The sequence below is a fragment of the Streptosporangium sp. NPDC000396 genome (assembly GCF_042898655.1).
Lineage (GTDB): Bacteria > Actinomycetota > Actinomycetes > Streptosporangiales > Streptosporangiaceae > Streptosporangium.
Genome location: NZ_JBIAZA010000010.1, coordinates 76,532 through 92,363 on the forward strand (window position 1 = coordinate 76,532; position 15,832 = coordinate 92,363).

Genomic DNA, 15,832 nt, shown 5'->3' on the forward strand with positions numbered 1-15,832 from the left:
GCCACGCCTTTCCCCGCCTTGCTGTTTTCCCACAGCATGGGCAAACACATGATCATCAGCAGCCGAATGCCGTAAGAGCAACCGGTCCGAGACGGGAAACCTCCTTTCACCTCCAGGCGATGTGACTCCGACCTGGGGCAGGGCAAATCTGACTGTCCTCTATGCGGGAAAATGACAGTCATGCGAATTTTGATCATCGGTGGCACCCGGTTCGTCGGCCGGCACATCACCGAAGCAGCGATCGCGGCCGGCCACGAGGTATCCCTGCTTCACCGAGGCAGGACGGGGCCGGAGCTGTTCCCCGAGGCCGAACACCTGCGGGCCGACCGCAACGGGGACCTGTCGATCCTGCGCGACCGGCACTGGGACGCGACGATCGACGTCAGCGCCTACCTCCCGTCACAGATCGCTTCCCTCGCCGACGCGCTCTCCACCGGCCGGTACGTCTTCATTTCCAGCACCGCGGTCTACGCCGTCCCGCAGGCGCCGAACTTCACCGAGGAGTCGCCGCTGACCGAGATCGACGGGCCGGTCCGGGAGGAGGTGACCGGCGAGACCTACGGCAAGCTGAAGGTGCTGTGCGAGCGGGCCGCGGCCGACAGGTTCGGGGCCGGGGCGCTGATCGTGCGGCCCACCTACGTGATCGGCCCGCAGGACTACACCGGGCGTTTCACCTACTGGGTCAACCGGATCGCCCGCGGGGGCGAGGTCCTCGCCCCCGGCGACCCTTCGGACCCGATCCAGCTGATCGACGGACGCGACATGGCCACCTGGATCGTTTCCATGATCGAGAAGGACGGCGAGGCGGGCCCGAGCACCTTCCACGCGGTCAGCCCTCCCCCGCCGTTCTCCTTCGGCGACATGCTGGAGGCGATCGTGGCCGAGGTCGGGCCGCCCGGCACCACCCTGACCTGGGTCGGGCAGGACTTCCTGCTCGCCGAGGGCGAGAACGGCCGATCGCTGCCGCTGTGGTCGGAAGGGGGCGAATGGAGCGCGGTCAACACCGCCGACCCGGCCGCCGCCACCGCGGCGGGGCTCAGCCCTCGCTCCCTGCGGCAGTCGGTGCGTGAGATCCGCGAGTCCGAGGCGACCTTCTCTACGGACGTCACGATCAGCCTGGACAGGGAAGCCGAGCTCCTGGCCCGCTGGAACGCCCGGTAACGAATCGCCGGATGATCGGCCCCACGGCCCGCCACCGGGCCCGGACCCGGGTTCACGCCCGGGTCCGGTCGCGATCCGGCTCGGCGAAGACCGGGCATCGTCCATCGGAACGAGACATCGCGACAGTGGGGTTTACCCTTTTCGCCAGGTAACGTGACCGCATGTTCGAGCTGATCCAGGGGATGCGGCTGGGCGACCTCGGCACGGCGGAGTCGGCGGTCGCACAGGTTCTCGCCTGCGACGAGGCGGGGCGCTGGTCCAAGGTCGCCGCCCGAGGCCAGGCGGCCAAGCTGGCGTGGATTCGCGGCGACACCGACTGGACGGCTCACCTCGACCGCCAGCGTGTGGAGGCCGCGGGCGACCACGTCGCCGAGGTGATCGCCGGATCGTCGACGGCCCTGCTGCTGGCCGCGTCGGGCTGGATCAGGGAGGGCCGCGCGGCCCTGGAGGCGGCGGAACGCCGGCTCCACCAGGTCGGCATCGCCGAGCTGGCACCCTCGTGGGAACTGGCCGCGCTCACCTGCGAGTGGGTCTCCGGCGACTGGATCGCGGCCGAGCGGCGCAGCCGCGGCCTGGAGCGGCTGCCGCCGTACCCGGCGGTCGTCACCCTCAGCCTCAGGATCGACCTGCTTCGCGAGCTGGGCCTGCCCGAGGCCGCATGGACGGCCTCGAACCGGCTCGACGAAGCGCAGGCCAGGCTGATCCCCGCCGCCTGGGCACTGGCCGGGCTCGACGCGTTCGCCGGTGACCACGGGCGGGCGCTGGATCGGCTCACCACCGCCAGGCGGGCCGCGACCCGGGAGGCCAGGCCCGGGTTGCTGCCACTGCTGCTGCACCGCACGGCCGCGCTCGCCTGCGACGCGGGCGAGCACGCCGTCGCACGCGAGGCCTGGGCCGGGTTCGTCGACGTCCGGCGGTCCGCGCCGATGACACAGATGCTCGCCGGGCTGACCGAGGCCTACGCCACCGGACACCCCGAACCGGCACGCCGGGCCTTGCGCCTGGCACGAGCCCACGGCGCGCGGGCGATCGCCGCGGAGTGCCTGACGGTGCGGGCGCGTCTCGGGGAAGGACCCGCGTCGGCCGCCGACGCCGCCTGGGCTGCTGTCGGCGCGGCGGCCCGCCGTTCTTCCGTACGGCTCGCACAGCCCCCCGGCACCCGGGACGCACGGCTGACACCTCGGGAGCACGAGCTGGTCCGGCTGGTTCACGCGGGCAGGACCAACCGGCAGATCGCGGCGCACATGCGACTGAGCGTCAAGACCGTGGAGGCCTATCTCACGCGCATCTACGTCAAGACCGGCTGCCGATCCCGGGTCGAGCTCGCGCTGTCGGTCGCCCGCGAGCCGACCGCTCGCTAGACGTCTCACGCGTCGCCGAACCGTCGAACCTCAATCCCCCAGGTCCCGGGCGATGTTGTCGAGCCGGTCCGCCAGCAGATCCAGCTGCTGGTCGGTGACCACGCCGCCGGTGACGGACTCCCCCAGGTCCCTGCGGCGCACGACGACCAACGCCCTGTGGTCGTCATCGATCTGCTCCTCCGCCAGGACCAGGCATTCACCGCGGACGAACACCAGAGCGGCGTCGAGATCCGACGACTCCACCAGTCGCCGGACGCATTCCCGGTCAATGAGCGCCATGGGAGCACCTCCTTGTCGGTGATGGACCCGCCACATCGGGTGGCCTCCGCCCGATCGGTGTCAGCCTCTCGTCCGTGGCGGCCTGAGGGGGTCGTGCCCGACCTCCAGCAGAGCCCGTCGCCGATCATCGTCCTCGGCGTCGAAGGAGCCTTCGGCCAGCGTGTCCTCCACGCGATCGACCACCCGCTGCATCGTCTCGATGTCGTCAGAGGTGAGGTCGGTCTTGGACTTGCCGAGGACCTGCAGTACCTGACGTCCGAGCTCCGGCATGAGCAGATCTAGGTCCGGGGAGGAGAGGTCCTCCTCGGAGCCGGATGCCAGCAGGAAGGCTCGCAGTTCCTCCGAAGTCATGTTCACGATCTCGTGGAATTCCTGCCACACCAGATCCAGGATCAGATCCGAACCATCGGCCACAGTGCTCTCCTTTTCCATCTCGGGCCGGTACGGCCACGCCGCCGGATGCGGGGCGGTACGGGGAGCGGTGGATTCGATCTCCACCGCCGAACGACGACGGACGCATGCGGCCATACCCCGGCCCTCGCCGTGTTAACAAATGCGCTGGTCAAGCCGTTGATCGGACGGCGTCGCCATGATCGTTGGCCTGCCGGGCGACCCGCTGCTCCCGGTGTGCTCTCCCGCCTGCCGCAGCCGTCCAGACGGCTCCCGCGACGTCGCCGCCGTCAGCCGGGCTCCCCCGACCGCCGGGCTCGATAGGCGCCTGCCTTGGCCCGGTTCTGGCACGGCAGACCGCAGAACCTGCGTGAGGCGTTGCGCGTGGTGTCGAAGAAGACCAGATCGCAACAGCTCGCCTGGCAGACGCCGAGCCTGGCGGACTGGCCGACGCCGATGACCATGGCGAGCGCGGTGGCGGCGTCGGCGACCCAGGCCCCCACCAGGCTCGCGTCCGCCCGGTGGAAGGCCAGGGTCGGCGGCCTGTCGGGGTGACCGTGCAGGTTGGGCACGGCTCCATGCCGTATCAGGACCTCGTTCAGCCTGGCCGCCGCCGCGACGAGGCCGTCTTCGGGGCCGTCGCCGACGCCGAAGACGGCCCGCAGCTCGGCCGCGACGGCCGCCAGCCGCTCCGTGTCCTCGGGCCGCAGGTTCGCGCTGGGCGCACGGCCCGCCTCGGCCATCGCCTCCCTGATCGCCGCCAGCCGCTCCTGCCCGGTGCCGGGCGGCTCCACCTCGCGGCCGCGCACACGGGTCACGGCCAGCTGGTTCACGAGAAGGACCGCCAGCTCCACGTGACTGCCGACATAACTGTCTATTTGGGATTGACCAGTGATGCGCCAAGCGTTTATCGTCACTGTCATATCTTAAGTAGGCAGTGAGCAAATGAGGTACAGGATGTCCGAATACTCAGGTCTGGCGCGGCGGATGTGGCACCAGCTCGAGCCGGTGCACTCGGTGATCTACTTCGCGCCGCAGGCGTTCGAAGAGGCCGCGGCGCTGGGCTATGACGTGAAGTCGCGGTGGCCGAGCTACTTCGCCTGGCGCACGGCGCCGTTGGGCCCGGCCGGGCCGAACCTGGTGGCAGCCACCTACTACAGCTTCAGCCCGAAGATGATCGCCGAATATGTTCCGGCCATCTGGGCGACCGCGGAGCCCGAGAAGGTGCTGCCGGCCCGGCTCCGGGCCATGGACCGGACGTACCGGGCATTGCTCGGCGACCGGGTCGAGTCTCCCGACGTGGCCGAGGCCGCGGCGCTGGCCAGGCAGGCGGCGGAGAGCGTGACCGTCGCCGGCAGACCGCTCGCGGCCGCCGTCCTCGACCTGCCCTGGCCCGAGGAGCCGCACCTCGCGATGTGGCAGGCCTTCGCCGTCCTGCGCGAGCACCGGGGCGACGGGCACCTGGCCGCGCTGCTGGCCGCGGGGCTCGACCCGTGCGAGGCCCTGGTCTCCTTCGCCGCGATCGGAGCCGCGCCGGTGGCGAACTTCGCCGGGCGCGGCTGGACCGAGGACGAGTGGGCGTCCGCCCAGGACCGGCTGGCCTCGCGCGGCCTGGTCGACGCGGACGGACACGCCACCGAGGCCGGGCGGCGGGTCCGCGACTCGGTCGAGCGGATGACCGACGAACTCGCCGCCGAGCCGTGGCGTGCGCTGGGCGCCGAGAAGGCCGAACGGCTCGCCCAGCTCAACCTGCCGTTCCTCGGCGCGGTGTTCGAGTCGGGCGTGCTGCCGATGCAGAGCACACTCGGCATCGGCACCGTCCAGGCACCCGCATGACGCCGCAGCCGTTCTCCGGCGAGCCGACACGACCGTGACAGGCCCAGGCACGCACGCCGGAACTCCCCGCGGTGCCCGCCACCGCGGCGAGCGGGTCCGGACTACCGTGACGCGTGCTCAGGCGAGCGACACCAGGCCCGTGTAGCCGGGGCTCCACAGGTCCTCGGCACCGTCCGGGAGGAGCAGGACACGGTCAGGCTGGAGTGCCTCGACCGCGCCCTCGTCGTGGGTGACGAGCACGACGGCCCCCCGATAGCCGCGGATCGCGTCGAGGATCTCATCGCGCGAGGCCGGATCGAGGTTGTTGGTGGGCTCGTCCAGCAGCAGCACGTTGGCACTGGAACAGACCAGCGTGGCCAGCGCGAGCCGGGTCTTCTCGCCTCCGGAAAGCACCGCGGCCGGCTTGTCGGCGTCGTCACCGGAGAACAGGAACGACCCCAGGATCCGGCGGGCCTCGCCGTCGGTCAGATGCGGCGCGGCGGACGCCAGGTTCTGGCGAACCGTGCGGGCGGTGTCGAGCGTGTCGTGTTCCTGGGCGAAGTAGCCCAGCCGCAGCCCGTGCCCGGGCACGACCGTACCGGCATCCGGCCGTTCCTGACCCGCGAGGATCCGCAGCAGGGTCGTCTTGCCGACACCGTTGAGCCCGAGAACGACCACCCGGCTCCCCCGGTCGACGGCCAGGTCTATCCCGGTGAACACCTCCAGCGATCCATAGGACTTCGACAGCCCGGCCGCGGTGAGCGGGGTCCGGCCGCACGGGGCAGGCTCGGGCAGCCGGATCCTCGCGACCTTGTCGGTACGGCGCACCGGTTCCAGATCGGCGATCATGCGATCGGCACGGCGGGCCATGTTCTTGGCCGCGACCGCGGTCTTGACGTTGGCGCGCATCTTGTCCGCCTGTGCCCGCAGGGCTTCCACCTTGCGTTCGGCGTTGACACGCTCCCGCCTGCGGCGCCGCTCGTCGACCGCGCGCTGGTCGAGGTACGCGCGCCAGCCGACATTGTGGATGTCGATCGTGGCGCGATGGGCGTCGAGGTGGAAGACCCGGTTGACGGTCGCCGCCAGCAGGTCGACGTCATGACTGATCACGACCAGCCCGCCCGGGTAGGCGGAGAGAAAGCCGCGCAGCCAGCCGATCGAGTCGGCGTCAAGGTGGTTGGTGGGCTCGTCGAGCAGCAGCGTGTCGTGGTCCGCGAAGAGGATGCGGGCCAGCTCGATCCGCCGCCGCTGCCCGCCGGACAGGGTGCCCAGCGGCTGCGCGAGCAGCCGGTCCGGCAAACCCAGACTGGCGGCCACCTGCGCCGCTTCGGCTTCGGCGGCATATCCGCCGCGGGCCAGGAACTCCGTCTCCGCGCGGGAGTAGGCGCGCATCGCCCGCTCCTGAGCGGCGCCCGCGGCCGTGGCCATCGCCGATTCGGCGGCGCGCAGCGCACGGACGGCCCCGTCCAGTCCTCGCGCGGACAGGATGCGATCCGCCGCGGTGCCGCCGAGATCACCGGTGCGGGGATCCTGCGGAAGGTGGCCGACCGAACCGGTGCGGGTGACGGTGCCGGAAGCCGGTGACTCCTCACCGGCGAGGATTCCGGTCAGCGTGGTTTTGCCGGCGCCGTTACGGCCGACCAGGCCGATCTTCTCCCCGGGGGAGATCCGGAAGCTGACATCGGCGAGCAGGAGGCGGGCGCCGACACGCACGTCGACACCACTTACGGTAATCATGTTGATACACTCCGGAGAAGCTCAAGACACAAGGGTGGTGTGAGACCTGGTGTCCGAGCTAAGAAATCCGGGGTGTAGCCATAGCGGGCAGCATAGCCACCCTCGATCGTGGCACGCACCGGCTTTTTCACGCGTTGGCGGGAACCATCTCAGGCCGCCGAGGCGCCGCAGCTGCCCGAATCCGATGCCCGGCACCTCCCCGAAGGCGGCCTTGGCTCATACGGCCGGTCACATCGCTTCGACGACTCCACCCACATCGCCATAATCCGGTAATTCTGCTTACCAGATAATGAAGTGAGTGAGTAACTCACTCACCCATATAGGGTGATCCGTATGATCTTGATTCCCCGGCGGGCAACCCCCCTGCCACCGGATGAACGGCGTGCCGCGCTCGTCGCATCCACCCTGGAACTGGTGCTCGCCCACGGCCCCGACGTCAGCACCCGGCAGATCGCGCAGGCGGCCGGCGTGGCGGAAGGGACGATCTTCCGGGTCTTCACCACCAAGGACGAGCTCGTCGACGCGGCCGTGGCCAGCGCCTTCGACCCCACCCCTCTCCTGCGCGACCTGGCGGCCATCGACCGCGCGGCTCCCCTGCCGACCCGGCTGACGGCGGCCGTCGACATCCTGCAGCGGCGTACGGCACGCATCTTCCGGCTGATGGACGCACTGGGGTGCACGGGAGCCGCCGGAACCGGTCGCGACCGTCAGACCCGGCCCGACCAGGGCGCCCTTCTCCGGCAGGCGCTCACCGACCTGATCGAGCCCAGCCGCGACCAGTTGCGCCACGAGCCGCGAGAGACAGCACGCCGGCTGCACCTGCTGACCATCGCGGGCAGCCATCCCAGGTTCGTGGAGGACGACCCGCTGTCGCCCGCGGAGATCGTCTCCACGTTGCTGGACGGGATCCGGCTGCGTCCCGAGCCCGGAACCGCCGGAGGGTCACCATGCTGAGCCGACTGCTGCGCACCTATCTGCGCCCCTACGCGTCGACGCTGACCGCTGTGGTGGCGTTGCAGCTGGTCGGCACCATAGCGTTGCTCTACCTGCCGAGCCTGAACGCCGACATCATCGACCAGGGCGTCGCCACCGGCGACATCGGCTACATCCTGTCCGCCGGGGGCTGGATGCTGGCCGTGTCCCTCGTGCAGATCGCCTGCTCGATCGCGGCGGTCTACTACGGCGCCCGCGCGGCGATGGGATTCGGCCGGGACGTCCGGTCGGCCGTCTTCCACCAGGTGGGCGGGTTCTCCACGCGGGAAGTCGCCCAGTTCGGGGCGCCCTCGCTGATCACCCGCAGCACCAACGACGTGCAGCAGGTTCAGATGCTCGTGGTGATGACCTGCACGATGCTGGTCGCCGCGCCGATCATGTGCATCGGCGGCATCATCATGGCGTTGCGGCAGGACCTCGGCCTGTCCTGGCTCATGCTGGTCTGCGTCCCCGCGCTGCTGATCTCGATCGGCCTGATCGTCTCCCGCATGGTTCCCCAGTTCCGCGCGATGCAGACCCGGATCGACGCGGTCAACCAGGTGCTGCGCGAGCAGCTCTCCGGCATCCGCGTCGTCCGCGCCTTCGTCCGGGAGCGCGAGGAGGCCCGCCGGTTCGGCGCGGCCAACGACGCGCTGACCGGGACCGCGCTGCGCGTGGGGCGGCTGACCGCGCTCATCTTCCCCACCGTGATGCTGATCCTCAACGCCTCCAGCGTCGCCGTGCTCTGGTTCGGCGCCGGTCGTGTGGACAGCGGTGAGATGCAGGTCGGCGCCCTCACCGCCTTCCTCCTCTATCTGATGCAGATCCTCACCTCGGTGATGATGGCCACCTTCATCTCGATCATGATTCCGCGCGCCGCGGTCTGCGCCGAGCGCATCAGCGAGGTGCTGGACACCGAGTCGTCGGTGATCCCGCCCGCGGATCCCGTACGGCAGGTGCACACCCGCGCCGAGCTGGAGATGCGTGACGTCGAGTTCCGCTACCCGGGTGCCGCGGCGCCGGTGCTGTCCGGCATCTCCTTCCGTGCCACCGCGGGACAGACCACCGCCATCATCGGCAGCACGGGGGCGGGCAAGACGACGCTGGTCTCCCTGGTGCCCAGGTTGTTCGACGCCACCTCCGGCACGGTGTCGGTCGACGGTGTCGACGTCCGCGACCTCGACCCCCAGATGCTCTGGACGCGCATCGGCCTGGTGCCGCAGAAGCCGTACCTGTTCACCGGCACCGTCGCGAGCAACCTGCGCTACGGCAACCCGGACGCCACCGACGAGGAGCTGTGGGAGGCGCTGGACGTCGCCCAGGCCCGTGACTTCGTCGAGGCGATGCCCGAGGGTCTCGAAGCACCCATCACGCAGGGCGGCACGAACGTCTCCGGCGGCCAGCGGCAGCGGCTCTCGATCGCCCGGGCGCTGGTCAGCAAGCCCGAGATCTACCTGTTCGACGACTCGTTCTCGGCTCTGGACCTAGCTACCGACGCCCGGCTGCGCGCCGCCCTGCGCCCGTACACCGCCGAGTCCGCCGTCATCATCGTCGGCCAGCGGATCTCCACCGTCGCCGACGCCGACCAGATCATCGTCCTCGACGACGGCGTGATCGTCGGCAAGGGAACCCATGACGAGCTGCTGGATTCCTGCCCGACGTACATCGAGATCGTCGAGTCCCAACGAACCGCGGAGAGGGCAGCATGAGCGAGCAGCCCACGACGACCACGCGACCGCGCCCCCCGATGGGAGGCGGGCCCTTCGGCCGGGGCCCCTTCGGGGGAGGCGGGATGCCCGTGGAGAAGTCGATGAACTTCGGCCCCTCCCTGCGGCGGTTGGTCCGCCTCCTGACCCCCGAGCGCCCGAAACTCCTGGCCTCGATCGCCCTCGCCGTGACCAGCGTGATCTTCGGCGTGGTGGGACCGAAGATCCTCGGTCGCGCGACGGACCTGATCTTCAGCGGGGTGGTCGGCAGGCAGCTTCCCCCCGGCACCACCACGGAGCAGGCGATCCAGGGCGCCCGCGCGGCGGGCCACGACAACTTCGCCGACCTGCTCGCAGGGATGGACGTCGTCCCCGGTCACGGGATCGACTTCGCCGCGCTGGCGACGGTCCTGGCGTGGGCCCTGGCGCTCTACGTCGCCGCGTCGATCTTCGCCTGGTTGCAGGGATACCTGCTCAACGACGTGGTGCAGAGCACCGTGTTCCGGCTGCGGGCGGACGTCGAGGACAAGCTGAACCGGCTTCCTCTGCGGTTCTTCGACGGCCAGCCGCGCGGCGAACTGCTCAGCCGGGTCACCAACGACATCGACAACGTGTCCCAGACCCTGCAGCAGACGATGAGCCAGCTGCTGAACTCGCTGCTGACCGTGATCGGCGTGCTGGTGATGATGTTCGTGATCTCGCCGCTGCTCGCGCTGATCGCGCTGGTGACCATCCCGGTGTCGACGGTCATCACCGGCCTGATCGCGAAGCGCTCGCAGAAGCTGTTCGTCGCGCAGTGGGCCGGCACCGGCGCCCTCAACGCCCACATCGAGGAGGCGTTCACCGGCCATGAGCTGGTGAAGGTGTTCGGACGCCGACCGGAGGTCGAGCAGGCGTTCCGTGACAGGAACGAGGAGCTGTTCAAGGCCAGCTTCGGCGCCCAGTTCATCTCCGGGATCATCATGCCGACGATGATGTTCATCGGGAACCTCAACTACATCGCCATCGCCGTCGTGGGGGGCGTGCGGGTCGCCACCGGGGCGATGAGCCTTGGCGACGTCCAGGCCTTCATCCAGTACTCCCGGCAGTTCACCCAGCCCCTGACCCAGGTCGCCTCGATGGCCAACCTGCTGCAGTCCGGGGTGGCCTCCGCCGAGCGGGTCTTCGAACTGCTGGACGCCGAGGAGCAGGAACCGGACCCCGCCGACCCGGTGCCCCCGACCGTACGGCGGGGCCGCGTCGAGTTCGAGCACGTGTCCTTCCGCTACAAGCCGGAGCAACCTCTCATCGAGGACCTGTCCCTGGTGGCCGAGCCCGGGCACACGGTCGCGATCGTCGGCCCGACCGGCGCGGGGAAGACCACCCTCGTCAACCTGATCATGCGCTTCTACGAGCTGGACGCCGGCCGGATCACCCTCGACGGCGTCGACATCACCGCGATGCGCCGCGACGACCTGCGCTCGCACATCGGCATGGTGCTCCAGGACACCTGGCTGTTCGGCGGCACCATCCGCGAGAACCTCGCCTACGGCAACCCCCAGGCGACCGAGGAGCAGATCCAGGCCGCCGCCCGGGCGACATACGTCGACCGGTTCGTGCGCACCCTGCCCGACGGCTACGACACCGTGATCGACGAGGAGGGCAACAACGTCAGCGCCGGGGAGAAGCAGCTCCTGACCATCGCCCGCGCCTTCCTCGCCGACCCGTCCCTGCTCATTCTCGACGAGGCCACCAGCTCGGTCGACACCCGGACCGAGGTCCTGGTGCAACACGCGATGGCCGCGCTGCGCTCGGACCGCACCAGCTTCGTCATCGCCCACCGGCTGTCCACCATCCGCGACGCGGACCTCATCCTGGTGATGGAGGCGGGGCGCATCGTCGAACAGGGCACCCACGACGAACTGCTGGCCCTTGAAGGCGCCTATCACCGGCTCTACTCCGCCCAGTTCACCGGCGCCGCCGTACCGGCCGACGGCGAGACGACCGGTGAGGAGGTGGCGGGGACCAGAGGATGACGTGAAGGTCTCGCCGAGTCCGGCGGCGAGACCTCCTCACGCTGTACGGCCACGCCTTCGGCAGCTCGGGCGGTTCGGACGGCTCTGGCAGCTCGGACGGCTCTGGCGGCTCGATGGCGGTCCGAGGCTGCCTGGCACGCGTGGTGGGGCAGCATGGAGGGGTGAGCGAGGGTACGAGCACGCTGGCGAAGCTGCTGACCGCAGGCGATGTCGTGGTGCTGAGTGGGGCTGGGATATCGACGGAGTCCGGGATCCCCGACTACCGAGGGCCGAGCGGGGCCTCGCGCCGGCACAGTCCGATGACCTACCAGGCGTTCATCGGCGACCCGGCGGCCAGGCGGCGCTACTGGGCTCGCAGCTATGTCGGGTGGCGGGCGATGAGCCGGGCGACACCGAACAGCGGCCACCACGCGGTCGCGCGTCTCCAGCAGCGGGGCCTGGTCACCGGCATCGTGACGCAGAACGTCGACGGCCTGCACCAGGCGGGCGGCGCCCGAGCGGTCGTCGAACTGCACGGCAACCTGCATCACGTGGTCTGCCTGAACTGCGGCGATTCGAGCTCACGGGAAGAGCTGGACCGTCGCCTGACACAGGTGAACCCACAGTTCGGCGCCCAGGCCACCGCGGTCAACCCGGACGGTGACGTCGACCTGCGAGATGAGGAGGTCGACGCGTTCCAGGTCGTCGGATGCCGGACCTGCGACGGAGGGGTGCTGAAGCCCGACGTCGTCTTCTTCGGGGAGACCGTCCCGGCGGAGCGCGTGCGCGAGTGCTTCGCCCTCGTGGAAAGAGCACGCCTGCTCCTGGTTCTCGGGTCGTCGCTGACGGTGTTGTCGGGCCGCCGGTTCGTCCTGCGCGCCGCGAAACTCGATATCCCCGTGGCGATCGTCAACCAGGGCCCGACCCGCGGTGACACCTACGCGACCCTCACCATCGACGCCCCGCTGGGCACCGTCCTTCCGGAGTTGGTCCGCCTCATTGGCCACGGGCCGTAACCACCGGCTTGCCCTGACCGATGGGCCCGCTCCAGATGTAAGACGACTGGTTTTGTTCGCTAGAACGGGAGCCAGATGTTGGTCACTTTCGGCGCCACTTCGCTGGCCTACCGCGTGCGAGTGTTCGTGAGAACGAGCGCCACTTGTTGACTATGGCCGAGATCCTGACGAGGTAAGCACACGTCGCCAGGTGACTCTCCGTAGAACTCGGCCGCCGTGATGAACGATATGCGATGCGCACTTCTGCCAAGATGAGGGTGTACGGCGCTTAACTACCTCGCAATGCTTAAAGTCCCTAACACGATCTGCTGAATAGATGTTGATCAGCGCCACGATGTGAAAAACAGCCTCGCTCGGTGGAGCACGAGTGAGGCGTGGGTCGTCGACGACCTATGGGATCTGATCGAACCGTTGCTGCCACCCTGGCCTGACAAAGCACCTGGGCCACGGTCGGTCCCGGACGAGGTCTACGGGCCGACCGTGGGCGATTTTCTCCCTGGGTTCGCCGCGCTCCCGCCGTCCGCATTCGGGGATTCGGCCGTCGGGGCCGATGCGATCGACGGCATCCGGGCCGCGCTTGAGTCCCGGCTGGCCGAGCTGGAGAAGTCAGCTCAGCGTGGCCGCCTTGCGCAGCAGCACTGAGCGTTCGCGCTGGTTGGCGCACAGCCGGGCCGCCAGCTCCAGCTCGGCGCGCGCTTCCGGTCGTCGTCCGAGTCGGGCCAGCAGCTCACCGCGTACGGTCGGGATCAGATGCGAACCGGGGAGCCGGTCCGAGGCGATCAGCTCGTCCACGATGGCCAGGGCTTGCGCCGGGCCCGAGGCCATGGCAACGGCGACGGCCCGGTTGAGCTCGACCACCGGCGAGGGTGCGACCCGGCCGAGTGCCTCGTAGAGCACCACGATCCGGTCCCAGTCGGTCGCCTCGACCGAGGGCGCCGACGCGTGGGTGGCGGCGATCGCGGCCTGCAGGCCGTAGGGGCCGAGGCCGCGAGTCGATGCCTTGGCCAGCGCGGCCAGCCCACGGCGGATCGCCGAGAAGTCCCACCGCCGCCGGTCCTGGTCCGCCAGCAGGACCGGCGAACCATCTGGGCCGGTCCGGGCCGGGGAGCGCGCGGCCGTCAGCTCGCACAACGCCAGCAGGCCGTGCACCTCCGGCTCGTCCGGCTGCAGCGCGGCCAGCGTGCGGGCCAGCCGGATCGCCTCGTACGCGACGTCGGGGCGCAGCAGTCGGTCGCCCGACGTGGCCGTCGACCCCTCGGTGAAGATCACGTAGACGACGCTGAGCACGCCGCCCAGCCGTTCCCGGCGCTCGGCGGCCGGCGGCAGCTCGAACGGCACCCCGGCCGCCGCGATCGTCTTCTTGCCCCGGGTGATGCGGGCCTGCACGGTCGGCACGGGTACGAGGAACGCGCGGGCGATCTCCTCGCTGGACAGGCCGCCGACCACGCGCAGGGTCAGCGCCACCCGGGCCTCGGGGGAGAGCACCGGGTGGCAGCTGACGAACATCAGCGCCAGCACGTCGTCATCGATCTTGTCGGGATCGATTTCTTCGTCAACCGCCGAGTCGACCGCCAAGTCGGCCGCCAGCAGGGCGTATCGGTCCTGGAGGGCGGTCCGGCGGCGGATCGCGTCGATCGCCCGCCGCCGGGCCGTGGCCATCAGCCAGCCGGCCGGATTCGCCGGAGAGGCAAGCAGCCACGACACCAGCGCCTCGGCCACCGCCTCCTGGGCCACGTCCTCGGCCAGCCCGAAATCGCCGGTGAACCGGGTCAGCGCGGCGACGATCCGCGCCGACTCGATCCGCCAGACGGCCTCGACATCGGCCGTACCCATCAGATCTGGCCGTTGCTCTCGCACCCGGCCCAGTCCTTGATGATCACTCGTCGACCTGCGGAACCTCGTCACTCCCGGGCACTCGCCGGACCTCGATCTTGGACCCGGGGGCCGCCGGGACCCGCTTGGCCCACTCGACCGCCTCCTGTTTCGAGGCGACGTCGAGCAGGAAGAAGCCCCCGAACAGTTCCTTGGTCTCGCCGTACGGCCCGTCCGTGACCACCGGAGCCTCGCCGCTGAAGTCGACCACGACGCCCTGGCCCGGATCGTCCAGCCCTTCCGCCGCGAGGAGAACGCCGGCCTTGACCATCTCCTCGATGAACTGGCGGGTCGTGGCCATCATCTCGTCGATGTTGGCCATCATCGCCGCGTTCGACTCGTCGGTGCCCCGCATGATCAGCAGGTACTTCGGCATCGCGTTCTCCTCGTCCGGCGGGGCCGCCTCTCGACCCTCGCACCCACACGTCGAACGAGCGGCCCGCGGATCGACACGGCCCCGGAGAAATCTCTCGCCGCGACGCGGCCGATCCCTCCGACCCGCGTTTCACCCGTCAGAGCGGCCCCTGAGCGATGGCTGACGCGGACGCCCTGCTGATCAGAAAGCGTATCGTCGCATCTTCGGAAGGCGGCGACGCTCACACAGATCTGGGGGAAAGCATTCGGGACGCGCTCAGTGACTTCTTTCCGCTACCGGGCTGAAGAGAGGGCGACGGGAATCTTTAGCGGCGTTTCGCCTGCGGCGCACTCTCATGCGCAGACAACGCGCGGCCGGCCTCCCATGGTTCGTCACTATGCGTGAGCGGAGATCCGTTCGACGCCGGGCGCGGCCGTCGCAACCGGCGTGGCGCCGAAACTCACGAACATCGAGAGCGGCGAGATCTCGCTGGCGTCCGAACTCAGCGACATCTGGCGTTCTCGCGAACAAAATCAGACGACGGCGCCGAGACGACCGAGGGATCGTCGTGATCTAATCCGCTGGCCGGACCGCTCAACACGAGGAGACCATAGGTGCCCACCGAATACGAAGCCAAGGTGCTCGACGTCGATCCAGGCCGGACCGCCGACTTGATCACTTCCCTTGGCGGGCGACCGACGGCCGACACCAGGCTCATGCGCCGCTACGTCTACGACATTGTCACCGGCGACATGAACCGTTGGATCAGGCTCCGTGATACCGGCGCCGAGATCACGCTGACCGTCAAGGAGATCATCGACGACGGCATCGACGGAACCCGGGAGACCGAGGTCACCGTCTTGGACTTTGAGACGACCAATGAGCTGCTCGGCAAGCTCGGCTTCACCTCGAAGTCCTACCAGGAGAACCGGCGCACCAGCTTCACGCTTGACGGGGCCGAACTGGAGATCGACGAATGGCCGGGGATCCCGCCGTATCTTGAGATCGAAGCCGGCAGCCGTGACCATGTCATCGGAGTCGCCCGACGGCTTGGCTATGACGAGTCGCAGCTCACCGGCGAGAACACCATAAAGGTCTACGCCCGATACGGCATCGACCTCACCACGATCACCGACCTGAGATTCGATTCGACGCGGGATGTCTCTTGCTGACC

General features: G+C 69.5%; 13 protein-coding genes and 1 pseudogene. 8 read left to right on the top strand and 6 right to left on the bottom strand.

Translation table 11 applies throughout. The annotated features are described in order from the left end of the window. The first annotated feature begins 180 nt into the window (after positions 1-180). Positions 181-1,161 carry an NAD-dependent epimerase/dehydratase family protein gene (locus tag ACFY2X_RS17810; protein ID WP_389939364.1) on the top strand — a complete coding sequence of 327 codons (981 nt, stop codon included), beginning with the start codon at positions 181-183 and terminating at the stop codon, positions 1,159-1,161. Between the two features lie 161 nt (positions 1,162-1,322). Further along, positions 1,323-2,522: a LuxR C-terminal-related transcriptional regulator gene (locus ACFY2X_RS17815; RefSeq protein WP_389939366.1), complete on the top strand. Its 1,200-nt coding sequence runs from the start codon at positions 1,323-1,325 to the stop codon at positions 2,520-2,522. A 30-nt stretch (positions 2,523-2,552) separates the two neighbouring features. Here the strand turns inward: ACFY2X_RS17815 and ACFY2X_RS17820 are convergent, their stop codons facing one another. The 3 genes from ACFY2X_RS17820 to ACFY2X_RS17830 all read right to left on the bottom strand — a co-directional run bounded on the left by ACFY2X_RS17820 (position 2,553) and on the right by ACFY2X_RS17830 (position 4,108). After that, complete coding sequence (locus tag ACFY2X_RS17820; RefSeq protein WP_389939368.1) at positions 2,553-2,801, bottom strand: hypothetical protein; 249 nt, start codon at positions 2,799-2,801, stop codon at positions 2,553-2,555. Positions 2,802-2,861: 60 nt separating this feature from the next. Next, complete coding sequence (locus ACFY2X_RS17825) at positions 2,862-3,215, bottom strand: DUF3140 domain-containing protein (RefSeq protein ID WP_389939370.1); 354 nt, start codon at positions 3,213-3,215, stop codon at positions 2,862-2,864. Positions 3,216-3,481: 266 nt separating this feature from the next. Continuing rightward, positions 3,482-4,108 carry a CGNR zinc finger domain-containing protein gene (locus tag ACFY2X_RS17830; RefSeq protein WP_389939372.1) on the bottom strand — a complete coding sequence of 209 codons (627 nt, stop codon included), beginning with the start codon at positions 4,106-4,108 and terminating at the stop codon, positions 3,482-3,484. Positions 4,109-4,148: 40 nt separating this feature from the next. Here ACFY2X_RS17830 and ACFY2X_RS17835 point away from each other — a divergent pair, with 40 nt between their 5' ends. After that, positions 4,149-5,027 carry a hypothetical protein gene (locus ACFY2X_RS17835; protein WP_389939374.1) on the top strand — a complete coding sequence of 293 codons (879 nt, stop codon included), beginning with the start codon at positions 4,149-4,151 and terminating at the stop codon, positions 5,025-5,027. A 117-nt stretch (positions 5,028-5,144) separates the two neighbouring features. Here ACFY2X_RS17835 and ACFY2X_RS17840 read toward each other — a convergent pair whose 3' ends face one another. Continuing rightward, entirely contained in the window at positions 5,145-6,743 is a 1,599-nt protein-coding gene (locus ACFY2X_RS17840; protein WP_389939376.1) for an ABC-F family ATP-binding cassette domain-containing protein, read from the bottom strand. Positions 6,744-7,076: 333 nt separating this feature from the next. Between ACFY2X_RS17840 and ACFY2X_RS17845 the strand changes: the two genes are divergently transcribed. From ACFY2X_RS17845 to ACFY2X_RS17860, 4 genes are all read left to right on the top strand, one after another. Further along, a complete protein-coding gene (locus ACFY2X_RS17845; protein WP_389939378.1) occupies positions 7,077-7,697 on the top strand; it encodes a TetR/AcrR family transcriptional regulator in 621 nt (206 codons plus the stop codon). Then, complete coding sequence (locus ACFY2X_RS17850; protein ID WP_389939380.1) at positions 7,691-9,424, top strand: ABC transporter ATP-binding protein; 1,734 nt, start codon at positions 7,691-7,693, stop codon at positions 9,422-9,424. Before ACFY2X_RS17845 ends, ACFY2X_RS17850 begins: the two co-directional genes overlap by 7 nt. Then, a complete protein-coding gene (locus tag ACFY2X_RS17855) occupies positions 9,421-11,436 on the top strand; it encodes an ABC transporter ATP-binding protein (protein WP_389939382.1) in 2,016 nt (671 codons plus the stop codon). The genes ACFY2X_RS17850 and ACFY2X_RS17855 overlap by 4 nt, the downstream gene beginning before the upstream one ends. A 113-nt stretch (positions 11,437-11,549) precedes the next feature. After that, a complete protein-coding gene (locus tag ACFY2X_RS17860; protein WP_389939384.1) occupies positions 11,550-12,431 on the top strand; it encodes an NAD-dependent protein deacetylase in 882 nt (293 codons plus the stop codon). Between the two features lie 606 nt (positions 12,432-13,037). On the opposite strand, the gene ACFY2X_RS17865 is transcribed toward ACFY2X_RS17860, so the two are convergent. Together ACFY2X_RS17865 and ACFY2X_RS17870 are read right to left on the bottom strand one after the other, a co-directional pair. After that, on the bottom strand, positions 13,038-14,264 hold the full coding sequence (locus ACFY2X_RS17865; protein ID WP_389939735.1) for an RNA polymerase sigma factor: 1,227 nt from the start codon (positions 14,262-14,264) through the stop codon (positions 13,038-13,040). Next, positions 14,264-14,679 (bottom strand): annotated as a pseudogene (locus ACFY2X_RS17870) (YciI family protein). The gene ACFY2X_RS17865 and the pseudogene ACFY2X_RS17870 overlap by 1 nt, the downstream one beginning before the upstream one ends. 593 nt (positions 14,680-15,272) lie before the next feature. Between ACFY2X_RS17870 and ACFY2X_RS17875 the strand changes: the two are divergent. Beyond that, complete coding sequence (locus ACFY2X_RS17875; protein ID WP_389939386.1) at positions 15,273-15,830, top strand: class IV adenylate cyclase; 558 nt, start codon at positions 15,273-15,275, stop codon at positions 15,828-15,830. The last annotated feature ends 2 nt before the right edge of the window (positions 15,831-15,832 follow it).